This is a genomic window from Undibacterium sp. GW821-FHT11B02 (assembly GCF_058808955.1).
On the sequence record NZ_JBXASD010000009.1, the window covers coordinates 11,856 to 30,208 of the forward strand.

The window sequence follows — 18,353 nt, forward strand, 5'->3', positions numbered from 1 at the left end:
TGCCTGAATGCGGTTTGCCCTGCATAGCTCCGCCTGATACTCCACGTTACTCTTCTGTACCCCATATACCATGACCCGTCCTTCACTGACACAACTGGAAGCACACGATGCTTTCATCGCACGCCATATCGGCCCTTCTGAAGCAGAACAAGCCGCCATGTTGAAAACCCTGGGCTATGCGAATCGCACCGCCCTGATTGATGCCATCGTCCCGGCCAATATCCGCCGTCATGACGTGCTGCCACTGGCCCAATTCACCGAAGCCAAGTCTGAACAGGAAGCGCTGGCAACCCTGAAGGCACTGGCGTCAAAAAACCGTGTGCTGAAGTCATTGATTGGTCAGGGGTATTACAATACCCAAACGCCAGGTGTCATTCTGCGCAATATCTTTGAAAATCCAGCCTGGTACACCGCTTATACACCGTATCAACCAGAGATTTCCCAGGGACGCCTCGAAGCTATCCTGAACTTCCAGCAAGTCATCACTGATTTGACAGGCATGGACATTGCCAATGCTTCCATGCTCGACGAAGGCACGGCTGCTGCAGAAGCGATGACGCTGATACAGCGTGTTGGTAAATCCAAATCCAATGTGTTTTATGTCGCTGCCGATGTCTTGCCACAAACACGCGAAATCATCGAAACACGTGCCAAGCCGCTGGGTATAGACGTGCGTACCTGCGCCGGTACAGAAGCGCTGGACAATGATTGTTTTGGCGTCTTGCTGCAATATCCTGGTGTGGATGGTTCCATCGTTGATTACCGCGAATACGCGGCTGCCCTGCATGCCAAAGGTGCGATGGTGATTGCCGCTGCCGATTTGCTGGCGCTGACGCTGATCGCATCGCCAGGTGAGTGGGGCGCTGACGTAGTCGTCGGTAACAGTCAGCGCTTTGGTGTACCGCTGGGCTTTGGTGGCCCACACGCAGGTTATATGGGTACGCGCGATGCATTCAAACGCAGCATGCCTGGCCGTCTGGTCGGCGTGACAATTGATGCGCAAGGCAATAAGGCATATCGCCTGGCCCTGCAAACACGTGAACAACATATCCGCCGTGAAAAAGCCACATCGAATATCTGCACGGCACAAGTGCTGCTGGCGGTAATTGCTTCCATGTATGCCGTCTATCACGGTCCTGCTGGCCTGCGTCAGATCGCTTTGCGTGTGCATCGTCTGACGGGTGTACTGGCTGGTGGCTTGAAACAGCAAGGTTTGGCTATAGCCAACACAACTTACTTTGACACACTGACTGTCAATATCGCCAATGCAGCCGCTTGCCATCAGGCGGCTGAAGCTGCTGGCTACAACCTGCGCCAGATCAGCGCAACACAGGTCGGTGTCTCTCTGGATGAAACAGTGACACGCGCCGATGTTGAAGCCCTGTGGGCGATTTTTGCCAAGGCCAGCGGTGTAACTGCGACACCAGATTTTGCAGCGATAGAAGCTGGCGTCAATGACGCTTATCCGGCAGCGCTGACACGTGGTACAACTTTCCTGACGCACCCAACCTTCAACCGTTATCACGCAGAACATGAAATGCTGCGTTACCTGCGCAGCCTGGCTGACAAAGACCTGGCGCTGGACCGCACCATGATACCGCTGGGTTCATGCACGATGAAACTGAACGCCACCAGTGAAATGATTCCTGTGACCTGGCCAGAGTTTTCCAGCATCCATCCATTTGCGCCGGATGACCAGACTATCGGTTACCGCGAAATGATCGATCAGCTGGAAGCCATGTTATGCGCAGCAACCGGCTACGACGCCGTATCCCTGCAACCAAATGCTGGTTCCCAGGGTGAGTACGCTGGCTTGTTGGTGATCCAGGCTTATCATGCTTCCCGTGGTGAAGCACACCGCAATATCTGCCTGATCCCGTCTTCTGCGCATGGTACCAATCCCGCATCGGCCAGCATGGTCGGTATGGACGTAGTGGTGGTGGCCTGCGACGACAAGGGCAATGTTGACCTGGTTGACCTGCAAGCTAAGGCTGAGAAGCACAGTGCCAATCTGGCAGCAGCGATGGTGACTTATCCATCCACGCATGGCGTGTTTGAAGAAGGCATTCAACAATTGTGCGAAATCGTGCATAGCCACGGCGGTCAGGTATATGTCGATGGTGCCAACATGAATGCGCTCGTGGGTGTGGCTGCACCAGGCAAGTTTGGTGGCGATGTCAGCCATCTGAACCTGCACAAGACTTTCTGTATTCCTCACGGTGGTGGCGGACCAGGCGTTGGCCCGGTAGCAGTCGGCGCGCATCTTGCAAAATTCTTGCCTAATCAGAAATCGACAGGCTATGTGCGTGGTGAAAATGGTATTTCTGCCGTCAGCGCCGCACCATTCGGCTCTGCCAGCATCTTGCCTATCTCATGGATGTATATTGCCATGATGGGCTCTGAAGGTTTGAAGGCAGCGACAGAAACAGCGATCCTTGCTGCCAACTACATCGCCAAACGCCTGGCACCGCATTACCCTGTGCTGTACAGCGGTCATGATGGTCTGGTCGCACATGAATGCATACTGGATCTGCGTCCATTGACAGATGCCACCGGCATCAGCAATGAAGATGTGGCAAAACGCCTCATCGACTTTGGCTTCCATGCGCCGACCATGAGCTTCCCTGTGCCTGGTACATTGATGATAGAACCGACAGAAAGCGAATCGCAAGCTGAACTCGATCGCTTCATCGATGCCATGATCAGCATACGTGAAGAAATCGCCAAGGTGGCCAGTGGTGAATTTGACGCCAAGGACAACCCGCTGAAACATGCACCGCACACAGCAGAAGTGCTGATCGCTAATGAATGGCCACATGCTTACAGCCGTGAAGTGGCAGCTTATCCTGTGACTTCCCTGCGCAAGAATAAGTACTTTGCACCGGTTGGTCGTGCCGACAATGTCTATGGTGACCGTAACCTGTTCTGTTCTTGCATACCGGTCAGTGATTACGAATAAGCCGTATTACATGGTTTGAGTTTTAAACAAAACGGACATGCAATCATGTCCGTTTTTTTTCATCAATAGACGTAAATTTCAGATCAGGACCAAGTTCTGGGACATGACGCGCTGACGCAGCAATTTCTCAAATTGTTCAGATCCCACTGGCCTGCTGAAAATATAGCCTTGCCCTTCTTCACAATGCTGTTCCTTGAGGAAGGTCAATTGTTCTTCGTCTTCCACGCCTTCTGCAACGACTTTTTGTTTCAGACTATTTCCCATGGCGATCACGGCGCTGACGATGATGCCATCGCTACTGGTTTTGTTGTTGCCTATGTCCTGTACAAATGACTGGTCAATTTTCAGTACATCGATGGGGAACTGGTTCAGGTAGCTGAGACTGGAATAACCGGTGCCGAAGTCGTCAATGGCCAATTGTATACCCATGTTTTTTAACTGCTCCAGGATGGCAATACTGCCTTCTGCATTGCGCATCAATACACTTTCGGTAATTTCCAGTTGCAGACAGGTCGAAGGTAAGCCGGTTTCTATCAGTATGGCATTCACGGCTGTTACAAAATCCTGGCGGCGAAATTCAACGGCAGATATATTGACTGAGATGGTGGCGATGTCCAGGCCGCTATCCTGCCAACGCCGGGTCTGTACACAGGCTTCGCGCAGCACCCAGCGACCAATCGGTACAATGACACCGCAGTCTTCAGCAATGCTGATGAAACGTATTGGAGGCACCATACCCCATTGTGGATGCTGCCAGCGCAGCAAGGCTTCTGCACCGGTAATTTCACCGGTTTTCAGATTGATCTTGGGTTGATAATGCAAGAAAAATTCATTGCGCACCAGGGCAACGCGCAGATTGGCTTCGATGACCTGGCGCTCGACTGCCCGCACATTCATTTCGGGTTTGAAAAACTGATAATTGTTGCGTCCCTTGTCCTTGGCCTGGTACATGGCTGTATCAGCATTCTTGATCAGGGTTTCTGCATCAGTGCCGTCAGACGGGTAAACACTGATGCCTATGCTGGAGGTGACATGCAGTTCATGTTTGTTGATGTGATGCGGTGTTGCCAGGGATTTTAATAATTTCTCCGCAGTCAGGGCAGCATTTTCGACGGACTTGTCGTCTGTCACCAGAATCACGAATTCATCGCCCCCCTGACGGCTGACTGTGTCAGAACTGCGGACACATGCGCTTAGGCGTTCTGTCACTGATTTCAGCAGCTTGTCACCGGTAGCGTGCCCAAGTGAATCATTAATATGCTTGAAATTATCCAGATCCATAAACAGGATGGCCAGAAAGCTGTTGCGGCGTTTTGCGAGACCAATTGCCTGAGCTATACGATCATTCAGCAGGGCGCGATTAGGTAAATTGGTAAGAAAATCATGCTGTGCCAGGTGCGCCATTTTTACAGCCATGGCCTTGGCATCAGTAATATCATGGAAAACCATGACCGCACCAGCTATATTACCCGCCGAGTCGTGGATGGGTGCCGTGGAATCTTCAATTGCTACTTCACTGCCGTCGCGTCTGATGAGGATGGTTCCCGGGGTCAGGGCGGTTGCCATATCCTGCTGTAATACCGTGGCTACAGGATTGTCTTTTTCCAGCCTGCTTTCACTATGTATGATGGGCATGACGGTGGTAATGGGCTGGCCGCGTGCTTCTTCTCTTGTCCACAAGGTCAAGTGTTCTGCGGCGACATTCAAATAGTCAACATTACCCAACATATCCGTGCCGATGACTGCATCACTGATGGAGTTAAGTGTAATTTCTGCACGCACCTTATCGATGTAGATAGACTCTTCTACCGCTTTACGCTGTATGACATTGCGCAAGGATTGCGGCACCAGATAACTGGCAAAGTGTCCCTTGGTCAAATAGCCTTGAGCGCCTGATTTGACTGCTTCAATCGCGAGTGTTTCATCATCACCGCACAGCGTCAGAATAGGTGTCTGTGGGGCATTGGCATATAAGGTGTTGAAAGTTGCCATACCCTGACTATCCGGCAGATACATATCTGCCAGTATCGCATCTATCTTGTGTTTCTGGATCTGAGTTATGGCATTTGACAGGCTGTCTGCGATCAAGACTTCGTAAGGGCCATCGGTGGTGTCGCGCAATGCATTCTGTAGCGAAATGCAGTCAGTCAGATCGTTGGTGATAATAAGTATTCGCTGCGCCATCTGTCTGTTCCTTTGCCGTGTCATGTTCTCGTTTGTATAAATTACGTGACATGTCAACTGGCGTCTGTACGATGACGCACAAAGTGAAGGAAAAACGGCTTATGGCAAGCTTAATATTTTTATATCTAAGGGGGCGTGCTTGCAGATATAAAAAAGGTATCGCTAAAATCCCTGGCTGATACCTTTGATTTTGGATACTGCCTGGTGTGCAGATTATTTGCCTTTGTAAATTCCTGCTTCCAGTATCACGTCATTGCTGCGGAAAATATAGGTGGTCTTGTTCTCTATCTGCTTGCTGACAGGATTGTTATAACGGTAATCTACCCAGCCTTTACCTTTACTTTTTGCCAGGGTAAGGATGTCCTTGCGGTAGTATTTTCCATCGGCATCCGGCAAGTCCAGCATGTTTTTACCTATCAGTTTGGGGTTGATGGGGTGGGCGATGATAGCGCCATCCATGCCGCGCATGTAAAGGTAAATAGAGCCATTGATGAATTCAGGATTTTTATTATTGATTTCCTGTGCCAAAGCATCTTTGCCATGTTTTTGCATGTAAGCCACACCTTTCTCTACCATGGCGATGGCATCGGCAGGATTGTCTTCGGCATAAGCGAACTGCAGATGGCTGAGGAACAACAAAGTGGCAAGCAATTTCAAGAATTTCATTTTGTGTCTCCTCGCATTTGTTTCTTGTATAAACCAATAGCCAAGCAGAATGGCATGAATTTAGGCTAACGGAAATAATTCAAAAAAGCAAATGCTTAGAGTGCGTTTTCTTCAGTAAAAATGAATTTTATTCGCTTACAGGTATCAATGCTGGATATTGTTATTCTTGTAATTAGTTGTGGAAAGATGATGAGTAGAATGAGGGTAAATACTGAGCGTTTGCTCAATATTCTGATTACAGAAAGATGATTTATGGAAATATGTTGCTTTGCGGAAAAACCATGAGATACAATACGCGCCTAGTTTCTTTGTGGTAATTATCTTCTTTTAAAAATCCTGCTGTTATCATTCTGTTACTATTAAATTCCATGAAAAAATTTATTTTAGCCCTTGCTTTGCTCGCCTCCTTTGTGTCTGTTTCTGCCAACGAAATTGCTCCCTCAGTGGATAAACAAAGCTGCGAAAAACCAGTTTATCCGAAATCTGCGCTGATGAATGAAGAAAGTGGCACCGTCGTCTTGTCGATTTTGGTTGGTCCTGATGGCAGTGTTGTTGACTCCAAAGTGGAAAAATCCAGCGGTTCCAAGGCTTTGGATAAAGCTACCCAAAAAATCTATACCTCTTGCAAATTCAAACCAGGTGCCAAAGATGGCAAGCCACAGCAAGCGTGGACTAAACTGGAATATGTCTGGAGCCTGTCTTGATCGGTGATTTTTGCTGATCAGCGTTGATCAACAAGACAAAAAAGAGATGCTGCGGCGTCTCTTTTTTTACGTGCTTGCGCCTTGCACTACTTGCTAAGCAGCTTTGTTTATAAGCCTTACGCAAAATCACCCCAACTGCGTTGCAGCTCCTTTGATGAACTGAGTTCTACTTATATAGTGGTAACTGCATTTTGACAGCTCGTATGTCCAATCGCAGATTGTGTACAGTATAGGCTTCAGCACCCGAAGAGCCAGAGAAATAGCCCAGGCTTTCTGCGACTTTGCTAAAGCTGAATTCAAAACCCAATTCAGGCTGCTGGTCCATAGCAAATGCCAGACCAATTGCGCGCCCCTGCCCACTGTTGATCAAATTGAACATCAGGTCAGTGACCACGGTATTGGCCAGGATATCAGCATAAAAGCGTTGGTCGATGTGGTCTGCCTGAGCAGGACTCAGCTTGCCTTTGAGTTTGTCTGCTGAAGGGCTCAGTATCTTGCTGCGCAAATTGAAGCGGTCACCGCGGTCTAGATAGCTGATGCGGGCATTGCTGATATTGAAGTGTGTCTGGGTGTTGTCGGTTTTTGCTTCTGTTAAATCAAGCAGGATGGCACCTTTATAGCCGATGACTTCTACTTCATCTTGATTGGTGACAACCATGGCGGTATTTTCATCCACACCCAGCCCCAGCTTGTAATTCTTTTTCAGCATGACGGGCAGCATGCGGGCAAAGCGGCCGCGGATGATCAGGTGCTGGTCGATAAATACGTCGGAGCCGATGAAGCCCAGACCAGTCGCAATTTCTTTGCCATCAGTGACACCTAGTTTCAGTGTAGGCAGCACGGGCATGGCATCATAAAACATGGTTGTACTCATGATGGCGGCACCAGCACTGCTACCAGCAATAACACCGCCGCGCCGGTACAAATCCCAGATAGCTTCCAGCATGGCAGTTTTGCTGCCGTCAGGTTTGAGCAGGGCCTGGACGATGCGGCCCTGATCACCTCCGGTAAAGTACACGCCGCTGGCATCTTTCAATTTGTCTAGCCATGCAAGGTCATTGACGACATCCTGAGGCTTGAACTGTCGGTAGTTGACTGACAGAGGAATGACAAAGGCCTGAGCCCCGTGCTGATTTAATGCTTCGGCTGTAGCTGCGCCAGCCCGTTCCGGATTGCCAGCCGCAGCCGGGATGATGGCGATTTTTGCTCCTTTGCCACCCGCCTGTTGAACGATACGCTGCCACACAATGGCATTATCAAACCGCAGGGCACCGCCTATGATGACGAGGGAACCCTGTGGGGGCATGGCAGTTTCAGCTTGTGCGTTCATTGGTAATTGCCAGAGCAGGACAGTCAGCCAAGCTAGCAAGTTGCCAAGTCGCTGACCAAATTTTTTCTGAAAAATAGGCATGATTTTCATCCTGAATTTCTGCAATTCGCCAAAGAATCATAACTCATCGTCAGACAGCAATTGCTGTAGCCGCTTGGAATAATTATTGAGGAAGTCACGGGTTACTGCAAAGTGTTCCGTGTCTTCATAGCTGGTTTCGGTGATGCCGCTGCCGTCAAACTGATAAATTTTTGCATGCGGATAGGAAAGCAGTATCGGTGAATGGGTGGCGATAATGAATTGCGAGCCATCCTGCACCAACTGATGGACGGCGCTAAGGGCGGCCAGCTGGCGGTTGGGAGACAGCGCAGCTTCGGGTTCATCCATCAGGTAGAGGCCATTGCCTTGCAGCTTGTTGAGCAACAGTGCCATGAAAGATTCGCCATGCGAGCGTGTGTGCAGTGAGCCACCATAACCCCCAAGGTAGCCAACTTCATCCATGTAGGTAGCGACATTGAAAAAACTCTCGGCCCGCAAGAAATAACCGTCGCGTGGTTTTTTGAAGCTTTTGGACAGGCGTAAATTCTGGTGCAGCGATGAGACTGATTCTGTGGTGCGATAAGCGACATTCTTCGTTCCACCTTCTTGTCCATAACCCAGCGCCATGGCGATCGCTTCCAGTACCGTAGATTTGCCTGCGCCGTTTTCACCGACGAAAAAAGTCACGTCGGCATGAAAATCCAGCACGTCCAGCTCCCTGACCGCGGGGATGTGGTAAGGGTAGCTGTCAAAGTCAATCACAGCATCATCACGTATGCTGATGCGTTGCAGATAGGGTTTGGCGGACAGGCTCATGGTGTGATTTTAATCTAATGCATGAGCCAGCGTCGCATCGCAAAACTCAGCGCATCCACCATGGCCACCAGAATCAGCATGGCGATGATGACAGTAGCGGCAGTCTGCATCTGGAATAAGGATAAATGATACTTCAACATTTGCCCCAGGCCACCGGCACCGACGACACCAAGTATGGCTGCGGCACGGATATTGTTTTCCCATCGGTACAGGGTATAGGACAGCATTTGTGGCAGGCTTTGTGGCAGCGTGGCATACAGGAAGGCATTGATGGCTGAAGCACCGTTCAGGCGCAATGTGGATTCTGCCTGCGGTGCGGCGTTTTCCAGCGCTTCGGCAAACAGGCGGCCAAGCACGCCGGTAGTATGGGCGGCTAAAGCAATGGTGCCGGCAAATGGCCCCAGACCAGCGGCAATCAGCATGATGGATGCCCACACCAGTTCAGGTATGGCGCGCGCCACATTCAAAAATAATCGCGTAATGCTTTTTGCTACGCTGCCAAACCGGCCACTGGCTGGCAGAGCCAGAAGCAAGCCCAGGATGGCGGCAATCAAGGTGCCCAGTGCCGACATGGCCAGGGTTTCAAATGAGGCCAGGGCGGTTTTGGTCAGCAGGGCCGGGCTGATGTTGGGCGGTGCAAAGCCCTGGAGGAATTCCCAGGTTTTACCCGCCGCGTCGTCGCTGAACAGGGCGCGCCATTCCATATTCAGGCTGACAAAGCTGGCAATGACCAGCAGAATAATCCCCGCACTCAACGCCAGCTTGAGTGGGCTGAACAGCGCGGGTGCGGCTGGCATGCTGTTTGTATTTTCCAAACTCATGCCAGTGCCTTGCGGAATAATTTACTGGCCAGGTCAGCGACACCCACCAGCAGCACGAAGACGATCAGCATGGTCGACACTTCAGCGCCGGATAACATTTTCATGGATTCATCCATGCGTTGCCCCAGACCACCAGCACCGACAAAACCCATGACGACCGAACCGCGTATTGCGCATTCCCAGCGATAGATGGTGTAGGAAATCAATTCCGGTGCAGCATTTGGCAATGCGCCATACAGAAATGCCGTCAGGCGGCTGCTACCGTTCCTGAGCAGGCTGTCGGTGGCGTGGGCATCATTGGCTTCCAGTATTTCAGCATAGACCTTGCCCAGCATGCCGGCATAGGTGAGGGCGATGGCGAACACGCCAGCTGTCGGCCCCAGCCCGACCAGGCGCACAAACAGCAAAGCCCAGACCAGCTCGGGCACGCTGCGCAGCAAGACCAGCTTCCAGCGCACTATCTGCCGCAGCAGTCTGGCCATGCCGTGCATGTGCCCGCTACCCAGGCGCGAGATCGACAAATGTTCATTGACGATCAGGGTCATGGGGATTGCACCCAGCAGCGCCAGCGTCAGGCCCGCAGTGGCAATGGCGATGGTTTGCCAGGTTGCTTCCAGTACGATCAGTAAAAAGTCTGTAGAGTGGGCCGGTGGAAAAAAGCTTGACAGGAAGCGCCAGGTCGCGCCCAGGCTTTGCGCATCGATCAGTTGCCAGGGCTTGAATTCAGTGATTTGCAGCATGGGCCAGAGCAGCACCAGCATACATAATGTGAGCGTTACCCGCATGCGCCATGCAGGATCGTGCTGAATATCTTGATGGCTTTTCTGTTGTTTCATCATGCTTAAAAGCAGCGTGGTGTATCAGAAAACTCCGGCTGATCCAGTGCAGGCATATCGATGGACTGATGATCAGGATTGCCAGCATTCCGGTACAGGTCCGCTATCATCTGATCACTGACCTTGTCGCTGTCAAACATAATTTTGCCAGCACGCAGACCTATGATGCGCGGGAAGTGCTGACGTGCCAGTTCTACCTGATGCAGGCTGCAGATCAGCGTCGCATTGCGTTGTTTTGCTTCCTGTTGCAAGGTATTCAGGGTTTGCAGTGCCAGGGTGGGGTCCAGCGCAGACAGTGGTTCATCGACCAGCAACAGGCTGGCATCAGACAAGAGCAGGCGTGCCAGTCCGCAGCGCTGGCGTTCGCCGCCGGAGAGTTTATCTACCCTGGCATACAGCTTGTGCTGTAAATCAAAGCGTTGCAAGGCTTGCCAGGCAGCCAGCGGGTCTGTCGGCTTGATCAGATTGCGCAGTGCCTGTGCCAGTGTCCAGTGTGGCAGTCGGCCAGCCAAGACGGCGGTAATGACACGCTGGCGTGCAGGCAGCGGTGGGGTTTGCGGTGCCAGGAACAGATGACGGCGCAAGGCATGGCGTGCCGTATGTGACAGTGCCCAGACATTCTGGTCCATGAATTGGAATTGACCGTTGGCTGGCTGGTGGGCCGCAGCCAGGGTATGCAATAGCGTGGTTTTGCCCGCACCAGATGGCCCTATGATGGCAATCTGCTCGCCCTGAGCTACCGTCAGGTTCAGGTTGTCAAGTATGTATTGCTGTTGCGCTTGCCCTGCCACCAGTGCAGTATGTACTGCACCGGGAAAAGCCACACTCAATTGCTGCAAACGCAGTTGTACTGTAGTCATGACTGCCGACATTGCTGCCGGCATTACTTCAGCAGGCCGGCATTATGTGCAGCCGCTTCTATGGCCTTGTAGTTGTCAGCCTTGGTCGGGATGAAGCGTGTAGCACGTTGCAAGTCCAGGATTTCCTTGTCTTGCGGATTGGCTGGATCGAGATTCAGGAAAGCATCGGTGATCTTCTTGCGCAAATCAGCAGGCATGTCGGCACGTACTGACCAGTTGTAGTCAAAATAACCTGGTGTGGTGTAAAACACGTGTACCAGTTTAGTATCAACTTTGCCTTGCGCCAGCAGTTTTTCCCAGACCGAAATATTCAGTGCACCTGCATCTACCTTGCCACCTGATACTGCGGCTACGGTCGCATCATGGGTGCCAGAAAAGGCGATGCGTTTCATGTCGGTGTCAGGATTGATCTTGGCTGCCAGCAGATAAGCACGTGGCATCAGATGGCCTGACGTGGAAGATTCTGAGCCAAAGGTAAAAGTTTTGCCTTTCAGATCTTCCAGTTTATTGATGTTTTTATCGCTGGTGATGAATACCGATTTGAATTTTTCATCTTCTTCGCGCTGTACCAGTGGGATCACCTGGTCTTTGCTGCGTATCTTGGCCTCGACGAAAGTAAAACCACCGAACCAGACCAAATCGAGTTTTTTATTGATCAAGCCTTCCACACATGCCGGGTAGTCGTTTACCGGGACAAATTCCACTTTCATTCCCAATTTTTTCTCCAGCATGGCACCCAGGGGTTTGAACTTGCGCTGCAATTCTGTTGGCGCTTCATCTGGTATGGCGGATACGCGCAACACCTGCTGGGCACTTGCCAGGCCAGAAAATGCCAGCAAACTGGCGGCGATCAGGTGATGCATGGTGCGACGTGTTGGTGAAAAATCTGAAAATGATTTACGCATGCTAGTGCCTTCTAAAGTGTATTTTTGACCTGATTGACTGTTCAGGCCATGAATTGATTGCAAGATTGCTTAATTGGAATTAAACCAGGCATACCAAATCAGCTGAGCAAGCCTTCGTTGTGGCTATCGGCAGAGGTGCTGGTCGATGATGGCGCGCGAAAATTTTGCAATGGTAAATAATGGCTTTGGTTACGACCTGCTTTTTTTGCTTCATATAATGCAGCATCAGCGCATTTCAGCAGCAAATGTTGATCTTCATCCGGATGTTTGTGAAAATTGCTGAAACCTATGCTGATGGTGACGCGATCTGCAGCACGGGAATTGCTGTGTGGGATATTCAACTCCCATACTGCACTGCGCAGTTTTTCTGCAAACTGTATGGCAGAGTCGGTGGGCATATTGGGCAACATTAAAATAAATTCTTCGCCACCGTATCGTGCCAGCACATCAGTGGCACGTAGCAATTGTTTGCGCAATGCGGCAGCGACCAGTATCAGCGTTTTGTCGCCGGCTACATGTCCATAGCTGTCGTTGTATTCTTTGAAGCAGTCAACATCCACCATGAAAACTGACAACGGTACTTTGTGACGTACTGCATGACCCATTGCCATTTTGTAGTGTTCGTCGAAGAAACGGCGGTTATAGATGCCGGTCAGACTATCGGTGGTGGCTTCACGTTTCAGCGCTTCAGAATGGGTACGCAGAATTTTTTCGCGTTTGATTGATGTTGAAGAATCGCTGACCTGAATCAGGCATAGCCTGGTGCCATTGTCCGCAGTGAGCGGTGTAATGGTGATGGACTGATGGATGCGTTTTTTTTCATCGTCTTGCTCGCTACGGTCAAACAGCGGCAAGGGGGAGCGGTGCAGGGCATTCGACAGGACGACCGGCAGTCCGTAATTCAGGGTATTGCTGATGGCGTTCAGGATGGCGCGGCTGGGCAACTCTTCAAAAGCCTCTGATATGTGGCGACCCAGCGCCTGTTCTGCGGCGACACCACTATGTCTTTCTATCCAGCCGTTCCACAGACGGACATGCTGTTCTGCATCGACCAGTATCAGACCGAGACTGATTGAATTCAGAATTTGTTCCACAGCGACTGGGCTGGTGGACAGCAACTGCACCATCAGGTTTCCCCCAGGAAACGTTCTATCTGAGTGACCAAATCAGTCAACGAGGTTGAACTGAGCAAGAAAATCAGGTGACCTTCAGAATGCCTTCTTTCTATTGTCAGGTCTATGTGCAGTAAAAGCACATATGGCTGATCGTGGTCATCACTGACACGACGGAAAATTTCTTCCGTGGTAGCAACTGAATAGTCAGGCAAGGAACAACTGAGTGGAATATTGAGCATATCAGCCATGGCTGACAGGCAGGCGTTGAGTATGATGTTACCCAGCTCGCACATGGCTTCTTGTTCGAACTCTGCCAGGTCTTCGATGCTGATTTGCGATCCCATCATGTCACGCACAATTTCCAGCGCATGGTCTTCAGTGAACAACAGTATGGCATCAGCTTCAAACGAGCCGCTAAAAGTCTGGTGTACTGCACCAAACTTGTCGTTTTGCATACCCATGATGGAGAAATCAATCTCCGACGACTTACGAATTTCTACCGAGGGAACTGACAGGCGGACTTCTTCGCCGACGATATCGCTGAGGCTGGCTGCCGCTCTGCCTGCACCGACATTGAAAACTTCACTCAGTGCATCAAGATGAAGTTCAGTCAACGTGTTCATTGCCCGCTCGCGAAATAATTGAGGACGAGGGTGATCGATTTTTCGGTGACAGGCTTGGCCACGAACACACTGCCTATGGAATTGGCGCGTGTCTGCATGCTATCTTGCACATTGGCAGAGAAGATGGCAATGCGCACATGGGGATTGTCCTTCAGAATTTTTTCTGCAGCATCCGTCCCCAGCATGCCAGGCATGTTGATGTCCATGGTGCAATAGTCTGGCTTGTTTTCCTGCACAGATTTCATGGCTTCTTCGCCTGTACTGGCTTCGAATATTTCCCATTCAGGCTGTGCCGCCTTCACATGGGCACGTATGACCATGCGTGACACTTTGCTATCATCAACAATTAGTAATTTTTTCATAATATTTTTATGTAAAACAAATGCACCCATTGATATTGAGTTGCAGCTCAAATTCATTTTACCTTACCGAGCCGGAAATTGAATGGTCAAGATGCTCAATAAATGCTTCCGTGAAGGTATTTGCACAGCTTATTTTGTGTGTCCGTTGTCATTTTCAATTTTTCAGTCGCCGCCACAAGGTGGTTCTGCTGATACCCAGGTAACTGGCAACGGCTTCGCGGTTGTGCCCGAATTTTTCCATGACCTGTTCCAGCGATTCTTCCAGGGCTGGTACCGCCGTTTCTTCCTGTTGAATACCAGTCATTACCAGCTCAGGCAAAGTTTTTGCGACAAACCCAGGTGTTAGTGCCTGTAAGGGTTCGGCTGCCAAAAACAAGGCCAGACGTTCCATCAGGTTGCGTAATTCTCTGATATTACCCGGCCAGGCATAGTGCTGGAGCAAAGAGCCGCAAGAGGCAATTTCCGCATGCAGATTGGCGTGTGGGCGGGTACCCATACCAGCCAGCGCATGTTTCAGGAACCATTCTGCAAGAGGGAGCAGATCGTCCGTTCGTTCCCGTAACGCGGGCAGATGCAGTCGCAATACCGCCAGGCGAAAATACAGGTCGGCGCGAAATTTGCCTTCCTTGATGCGGTCTTCCAAATTGCAATGCGTAGCGCTGATAATGCGTACATCGACAGGAATAGGACGCATGCTGCCGACGCGTATCACTTCACGCTCTTCCAGTACCCGCAACAACCGGGTTTGCAAGCCCAGGGGCATTTCACCAATTTCATCCAGGAATACGGTGCCGCGATGCGCAGTTTCAAACAGACCAGCATGGCCACCCCGTTTTGAGCCTGTAAATGCACCTTCTTCATAGCCGAATAATTCGGATTCCAGCAAGCTTTCGGCAATGGCACCGCAATTGACGGCAACAAAAGGCTGGCGCGCTCTGGTGCTTTCGCGGTGCAGGGCCTGGGCGGCCAGTTCCTTGCCGGTGCCAGTTTCACCTTGCAGCAACACGGTAGCGGGGGAGCGGGCAAACAGGACGATGGATTTACGTGTCGCCTGCATGATGGTCGAATCACCTCGCAAATCATTCAGGTTGTGGCGGGCACGTAGCGAATCTGCTGCCGGATGCTGGCGACCACGGGCGGACTCCAGTCGCGTCAGGCGGGCAATTTCCAGTGCATCATCAAAAGCCTGCCGTATCGACCCCGCTGAATACATGAAAATACCAGTCAGCCCGGCTTCTTCCGCCAGGTCAGTGATCAGGCCGGCACCGACGATGGCCTTGATGCCACTGGCTTTCAGTTCGCTGATCTGGGCGCGTGCATCTTCTTCCGTGACGTAGGTGCGTTGTTCCAATGGAAAGTCGAATGTGGTTTTGAAATCTGTCAATTCAGGCATGGTTTCCTGGTAATTGATCAAACCAATGGCGGGTGATACCTTGCGCGCCCTGGCCAGCGCCTGCATGACATCAAAGCCACTGGCCTTGGCGATGACAACCGGAACTGGCAGGCGGTTTTTCAGGTAGGCACCGTTTGAACCGGCGGCGATGACAGCATCGCATCTTTCCGTTTGCAGACGTTCTTTCAAGTATTGCGCAGCTTCTTCAAAACCCATGTGTATGGGTTCGATATCGGCGCGGCCATCGTATTCGACCATGATGTCGCGAAACATGTCGAACAGGCGTGAAATGGACACTGTCCAGATGACGGGTTTGTCGCTGTTGTCGCGCTGTGGTGGCGGGTGTTTCATTGTTGTTCGTTTTTTAATGATTGTTTCAATTTTTGTTTCAACTATGTTTCGTTTATGTTTCAAGTGAAATATTGAAACACCATTATGCGCCATATTGTTGGTGTGTCTCAAGCTCTGTTTGGTATTTCTTATCCGATAAGTGCTTGATTTGTATGTGTATCAGTCATTCTCATTTGCTCTGTTGTCAGAGGTGGCACGCCGATTGCAATATGCTTGCCAGAATCTATTCATTAATCTGAAAGCATACACATGAGTACATACTCCGCAGGTGCCGCCTTCCGCAAGGCGATGCAGGAAGAATCCCCATTGCAGGTCGTGGGCGCAATCAACGCCAATCATGCCCTGCTGGCAAAACGTGCCGGTTTCAAGGCGATTTACCTGTCCGGTGGCGGTGTTGCTGCTGGTTCCCTGGGCTTACCTGATCTGGGTATCTCCAATCTGGATGATGTCCTGACTGACGTACGCCGCATAACCGATGTCTGTGACTTGCCTTTGCTGGTCGATGTGGATACCGGCTTTGGTGCTTCTGCCTTTAACGTGGCACGTACTGTCAAATCCATGATCAAGTTTGGCGCCGCTGCCATACATATCGAAGATCAGGTGGGAGCAAAGCGCTGTGGACATCGTCCTGGTAAGGAAATTGTCAGCAAACAAGAGATGGTAGATCGCGTCAAGGCAGCAGTGGATGCGCGCACCGACGACAACTTCGTCATCATGGCCCGTACCGATGCGCTGGCGGTGGAAGGTCTGGAAGCTGCTATCGAGCGTGCCCTGGCTTGCGTTGAGGCAGGTGCAGACATGATCTTTCCGGAAGCGATTACTGAACTGGCGATGTACAAGCAGTTTGCCAATGCCGTCAAAGTGCCTATCCTGGCAAATATCACTGAATTTGGTGCTACGCCCCTGTTTTCTGTTGAAGAACTGGCGGCCGTGGATGTGGGCCTGGTGTTATATCCCCTGTCGGCTTTCCGTGCCATGAACAAGGCGGCAGAAAACGTCTATGGTGCGATACGCCGTGACGGCACGCAAAAGAATGTCGTCGACACCATGCAAACCCGCATGGAATTGTATGAACGCATCAATTACCACGACTTTGAGCAAAAGCTGGATGCCCTGTTTGCACAGCAAAAGTCCAAGTAGAAACTATATAAACGTTCCCGCTCTTGTGTTGAAATTTGTGCTGCATCAAATCAGCAAGCGGGAATAGCACTTCTAATGAAACGATGGAGAAAAAAATCATGACTGAAGCAGTTCCTTTCAAACCCAAGAAATCGGTTGCCCTGTCTGGTGTGACTGCAGGTAATACTGCCCTGTGTACCGTAGGCAAAACCGGCAATGACCTGCATTACCGTGGTTACGATATTCTGGATGTGGCTGATGCCTGCGAGTTTGAAGAAATTGCCCATTTGCTGGTGCATGGCAAATTGCCTACGGCTTCTGAACTGCGTGCCTACAAAGCCAAGCTCAAAGCCCTGCGCGGTTTGCCCGCCAATTTGAAGGCGGCACTGGAATGGCTGCCAGCATCTTCCCACCCTATGGATGTCATGCGTACCGGGGTATCCGTACTTGGTTGCGTGCTGCCAGAAAAAGATGACCACAATACCCCGGGCGCACGCGATATCGCTGACCGGCTGATGGCTTCGCTGGGTTCCATGCTGCTATATTGGTACCACTACAGCCACAATGGCAAACGCATAGAAACAGAAACCGATGATGATTCTATTGGTGGTCATTTCCTGCATTTGCTGCATGGTGAAAAACCAAGCGAACTGTGGGAAAAAGCCATGCATACATCGCTGATCCTGTATGCAGAACATGAATTCAATGCGTCCACCTTTACCGGCCGTGTCGTTGCTGGCACAGGTTCTGACATGTATTCCGCCATTACCGGCGCGATTGGTGCCTTGCGCGGCCCTAAACACGGTGGTGCCAATGAAGTCGCATTTGAAATCCAGAAGCGTTACGACAATCCAGATGAAGCTGAAGCGGACATCAAGAAACGTGTGGAAAACAAGGAAGTCGTGATCGGCTTTGGCCACCCCGTGTATACGATTGCTGATCCACGCAACAAGGTCATCAAGGAAGTGGCACGTAATCTGTCCAAGGATGTCGGCGCGATGAAAATGTTTGACATCGCTGAGCGTCTGGAAACAGTGATGTGGGATATCAAAAAAATGTTCCCCAACCTTGACTGGTTCTCTGCCGTGTCCTATCACATGATGGGTGTGCCGACTGCCATGTTCACGCCTTTGTTCGTGATTGCGCGTACATCGGGTTGGGCGGCACACATCATAGAACAACGCATCGACAACAAGATCATTCGCCCTAGTGCCAATTATGTTGGCCCTGAAGACCTGAAATTTGTTCCCTTGAATAAACGTAAATAAGC

Annotated in this window: 16 protein-coding genes; 4 read left to right on the forward strand and 12 right to left on the reverse strand. The window is 50.9% G+C overall.

What is annotated here, in order from left to right:
* Positions 1–70: 70 nt before the first annotated feature.
* Positions 71–2,959, forward strand: coding sequence for an aminomethyl-transferring glycine dehydrogenase (gene gcvP, locus AC1RVX_RS19305; protein ID WP_493218233.1), 2,889 nt, complete (start codon positions 71–73; stop codon positions 2,957–2,959).
* 78 nt (positions 2,960–3,037) lie between these two features.
* On the opposite strand, the gene AC1RVX_RS19310 is transcribed toward gcvP, so the two are convergent.
* Positions 3,038–5,143: a putative bifunctional diguanylate cyclase/phosphodiesterase gene (locus AC1RVX_RS19310; protein WP_493218234.1), complete on the reverse strand. Its 2,106-nt coding sequence runs from the start codon at positions 5,141–5,143 to the stop codon at positions 3,038–3,040.
* A gap of 213 nt (positions 5,144–5,356) precedes the next feature.
* Positions 5,357–5,809 carry a cache domain-containing protein gene (locus AC1RVX_RS19315; RefSeq protein WP_493218235.1) on the reverse strand — a complete coding sequence of 151 codons (453 nt, stop codon included), beginning with the start codon at positions 5,807–5,809 and terminating at the stop codon, positions 5,357–5,359.
* A 368-nt stretch (positions 5,810–6,177) separates the two neighbouring features.
* Between AC1RVX_RS19315 and AC1RVX_RS19320 the strand changes: the two genes are divergently transcribed.
* Complete coding sequence (locus tag AC1RVX_RS19320; protein WP_493218236.1) at positions 6,178–6,513, forward strand: energy transducer TonB; 336 nt, start codon at positions 6,178–6,180, stop codon at positions 6,511–6,513.
* Between the two features lie 166 nt (positions 6,514–6,679).
* Here AC1RVX_RS19320 and AC1RVX_RS19325 read toward each other — a convergent pair whose 3' ends face one another.
* The 10 genes from AC1RVX_RS19325 to prpR form a co-directional block, all read right to left on the reverse strand.
* Positions 6,680–7,843, reverse strand: coding sequence for a cyanophycinase (locus AC1RVX_RS19325; RefSeq protein WP_493218237.1), 1,164 nt, complete (start codon positions 7,841–7,843; stop codon positions 6,680–6,682).
* A gap of 117 nt (positions 7,844–7,960) precedes the next feature.
* Complete coding sequence (locus tag AC1RVX_RS19330) at positions 7,961–8,698, reverse strand: AAA family ATPase (protein WP_493218238.1); 738 nt, start codon at positions 8,696–8,698, stop codon at positions 7,961–7,963.
* 14 nt (positions 8,699–8,712) lie between these two features.
* Positions 8,713–9,519, reverse strand: a complete 807-nt coding sequence (phnE, locus tag AC1RVX_RS19335) for a phosphonate ABC transporter, permease protein PhnE (RefSeq protein WP_493218239.1) — start codon at positions 9,517–9,519, stop codon at positions 8,713–8,715.
* Complete coding sequence (locus AC1RVX_RS19340; RefSeq protein WP_493218476.1) at positions 9,516–10,355, reverse strand: PhnE/PtxC family ABC transporter permease; 840 nt, start codon at positions 10,353–10,355, stop codon at positions 9,516–9,518. Before AC1RVX_RS19340 ends, phnE begins: the two co-directional genes overlap by 4 nt.
* Before the next feature lie 5 nt (positions 10,356–10,360).
* Positions 10,361–11,215 (reverse strand): phosphonate ABC transporter ATP-binding protein, encoded by an 855-nt coding sequence (locus tag AC1RVX_RS19345; protein WP_493218240.1) that lies wholly within the window; start codon positions 11,213–11,215, stop codon positions 10,361–10,363.
* A gap of 23 nt (positions 11,216–11,238) precedes the next feature.
* Complete coding sequence (locus tag AC1RVX_RS19350; protein ID WP_493218477.1) at positions 11,239–12,078, reverse strand: putative selenate ABC transporter substrate-binding protein; 840 nt, start codon at positions 12,076–12,078, stop codon at positions 11,239–11,241.
* A gap of 140 nt (positions 12,079–12,218) precedes the next feature.
* A complete protein-coding gene (locus AC1RVX_RS19355; RefSeq protein ID WP_493218241.1) occupies positions 12,219–13,247 on the reverse strand; it encodes a GGDEF domain-containing protein in 1,029 nt (342 codons plus the stop codon).
* Positions 13,247–13,858, reverse strand: coding sequence for a chemotaxis protein CheC (locus AC1RVX_RS19360; RefSeq protein WP_493218242.1), 612 nt, complete (start codon positions 13,856–13,858; stop codon positions 13,247–13,249). Before AC1RVX_RS19360 ends, AC1RVX_RS19355 begins: the two co-directional genes overlap by 1 nt.
* Positions 13,855–14,220 (reverse strand): response regulator transcription factor, encoded by a 366-nt coding sequence (locus AC1RVX_RS19365; protein ID WP_493218243.1) that lies wholly within the window; start codon positions 14,218–14,220, stop codon positions 13,855–13,857. Before AC1RVX_RS19365 ends, AC1RVX_RS19360 begins: the two co-directional genes overlap by 4 nt.
* Before the next feature lie 154 nt (positions 14,221–14,374).
* Positions 14,375–15,964 (reverse strand): propionate catabolism operon regulatory protein PrpR, encoded by a 1,590-nt coding sequence (gene prpR, locus AC1RVX_RS19370; protein WP_493218244.1) that lies wholly within the window; start codon positions 15,962–15,964, stop codon positions 14,375–14,377.
* Positions 15,965–16,213: 249 nt separating this feature from the next.
* On the opposite strand from prpR, the gene prpB reads away from it, so the two are divergent.
* Both prpB and prpC read left to right on the forward strand, forming a co-directional pair.
* Entirely contained in the window at positions 16,214–17,104 is an 891-nt protein-coding gene (gene prpB / locus AC1RVX_RS19375) for a methylisocitrate lyase (protein ID WP_493218245.1), read from the forward strand.
* A 98-nt stretch (positions 17,105–17,202) separates the two neighbouring features.
* Positions 17,203–18,351 (forward strand): bifunctional 2-methylcitrate synthase/citrate synthase, encoded by a 1,149-nt coding sequence (gene prpC, locus AC1RVX_RS19380; RefSeq protein WP_493218246.1) that lies wholly within the window; start codon positions 17,203–17,205, stop codon positions 18,349–18,351.
* Positions 18,352–18,353: the final 2 nt, after the last annotated feature.

What these genes read in the sequence shown, in the direction of transcription:
- AC1RVX_RS19325 (WP_493218237.1), bottom strand. Translation starts at nt 7,843, where the DNA reads ATGAACGCACAAGCTGAAACTGCCATGCCCCCACAGGGTTCCCTCGTC.
- AC1RVX_RS19360 (WP_493218242.1), bottom strand. Translation starts at nt 13,858, where the DNA reads ATGAACACGTTGACTGAACTTCATCTTGATGCACTGAGTGAAGTTTTC.
- AC1RVX_RS19340 (WP_493218476.1), bottom strand. Translation starts at nt 10,355, where the DNA reads ATGAAACAACAGAAAAGCCATCAAGATATTCAGCACGATCCTGCATGG.
- prpC (WP_493218246.1), top strand. Translation starts at nt 17,203, where the DNA reads ATGACTGAAGCAGTTCCTTTCAAACCCAAGAAATCGGTTGCCCTGTCT.
- prpB (WP_493218245.1), top strand. Translation starts at nt 16,214, where the DNA reads ATGAGTACATACTCCGCAGGTGCCGCCTTCCGCAAGGCGATGCAGGAA.
- AC1RVX_RS19345 (WP_493218240.1), bottom strand. Translation starts at nt 11,215, where the DNA reads ATGACTACAGTACAACTGCGTTTGCAGCAATTGAGTGTGGCTTTTCCC.
- phnE (WP_493218239.1), bottom strand. Translation starts at nt 9,519, where the DNA reads ATGAGTTTGGAAAATACAAACAGCATGCCAGCCGCACCCGCGCTGTTC.
- AC1RVX_RS19350 (WP_493218477.1), bottom strand. Translation starts at nt 12,078, where the DNA reads ATGCATCACCTGATCGCCGCCAGTTTGCTGGCATTTTCTGGCCTGGCA.
- prpR (WP_493218244.1), bottom strand. Translation starts at nt 15,964, where the DNA reads ATGAAACACCCGCCACCACAGCGCGACAACAGCGACAAACCCGTCATC.
- AC1RVX_RS19365 (WP_493218243.1), bottom strand. Translation starts at nt 14,220, where the DNA reads ATGAAAAAATTACTAATTGTTGATGATAGCAAAGTGTCACGCATGGTC.
- AC1RVX_RS19320 (WP_493218236.1), top strand. Translation starts at nt 6,178, where the DNA reads ATGAAAAAATTTATTTTAGCCCTTGCTTTGCTCGCCTCCTTTGTGTCT.
- AC1RVX_RS19315 (WP_493218235.1), bottom strand. Translation starts at nt 5,809, where the DNA reads ATGAAATTCTTGAAATTGCTTGCCACTTTGTTGTTCCTCAGCCATCTG.
- AC1RVX_RS19330 (WP_493218238.1), bottom strand. Translation starts at nt 8,698, where the DNA reads ATGAGCCTGTCCGCCAAACCCTATCTGCAACGCATCAGCATACGTGAT.
- AC1RVX_RS19310 (WP_493218234.1), bottom strand. Translation starts at nt 5,143, where the DNA reads ATGGCGCAGCGAATACTTATTATCACCAACGATCTGACTGACTGCATT.
- gcvP (WP_493218233.1), top strand. Translation starts at nt 71, where the DNA reads ATGACCCGTCCTTCACTGACACAACTGGAAGCACACGATGCTTTCATC.
- AC1RVX_RS19355 (WP_493218241.1), bottom strand. Translation starts at nt 13,247, where the DNA reads ATGGTGCAGTTGCTGTCCACCAGCCCAGTCGCTGTGGAACAAATTCTG.